Origin of the sequence: Paenibacillus farraposensis, assembly GCF_020736845.1 — a bacterium.
Taxonomy (GTDB): Bacteria; Bacillota; Bacilli; order Paenibacillales; family Paenibacillaceae; genus Paenibacillus; species Paenibacillus farraposensis.
The window spans coordinates 1-1,023 of record NZ_JAFFQR010000024.1 but is presented as its reverse complement, the minus strand read 5'-3'; the positions used below and the strand labels follow the sequence as shown (position 1 = coordinate 1,023).

The 1,023-nt window shown below is 45.7% G+C and carries 1 protein-coding gene and 1 pseudogene; both read left to right on the top strand.

What is annotated here, in order from left to right:
- The first annotated feature begins 147 nt into the window (after positions 1–147).
- Positions 148–564: a DUF4280 domain-containing protein gene (locus JO375_RS05270; protein ID WP_229523468.1), complete on the top strand. Its 417-nt coding sequence runs from the start codon at positions 148–150 to the stop codon at positions 562–564.
- Between the two features lie 51 nt (positions 565–615).
- A pseudogene (locus tag JO375_RS05265) lies at positions 616–1,023 on the top strand (contractile injection system protein, VgrG/Pvc8 family); the annotation flags it as partial.

Below are 1,023 nucleotides of genomic sequence, written 5' to 3'. Positions count from 1 at the left end.
AATCGAATCGCCCATCTTTCGGATCGCCGGCTTATTGGAAGCCCATATCTATATTGATCTGGCTGTGGCGGAAAGTCTGCTACGCCGTCCATTCACAGGTGTTCGAGTGCAAAAGGTGGAAATGGCAACGAAGGAGGAATAATGCGGATGAAAGAAGCTAGTGTGCAGCCTGGAACAGGCGCGAAAAAAAGCTACGTGGTGGCAGGTGCGATTTTAAGCTGTAGTTATGGTACACAGCCTACCCGTTTGAAGCGCCCTTTTAGCCACGGCGTGTATGTCAAAAATAAAGCACAGATGAATATCGGGGATTATATACCTGGAGTAAACATTAAATCTTTTGGAAATTGCTCCAGTCCGCTGAATCCGGCTGTACAAGCCAGTCAGATGGTCGATATTTATGGAGTGAAAAAAGCTCCATGTATTCCTGTCCTTACGATGCCTTGGCTGAACGGGAAAAGCGACATGAGGATCGAAGGTCAGCCCGCTTTAACCCAAAACTGTACCCACCAGTGTCTGTATTGCGGACATATTCAAATCGAAAATGACGGACAGGAACTGGATTAACGCTTAGGGGTTGGAACAGCCATTACATCTGGAAAGGAGACATGAACTCACTTGAGCATATTATCAGACGGGATCAGCTATGAAAGCCTACGCTTTTATGGTCCCTTTCAGCCACAACACATCGAACAACTTAAAATAACACGTACGATTAATGATCATGCCTATTTACATATCAGTGGGTTGCTCTCCGAAGAACAAGGAGCAGCCTGTATCGGTCAAAATATGGAGCAAGAGCCGATTGTGATTCGTCAGTTGGATGATCAGGGACAATCGCTAAGACGGCTGTTCCATGGGGTTGTAACGAGTATGTCCGTACAATGTGTGCGAGGCGTATATACATTTGAACTAGAGGCCGCTTCCCATTCGTACCAGATGGATATCAAGGTAAAAAGACGCTCCTATCAAGATATTCACCGCACTTATGATGATCTGGTCACTACGATGATTCGAAAATATCAG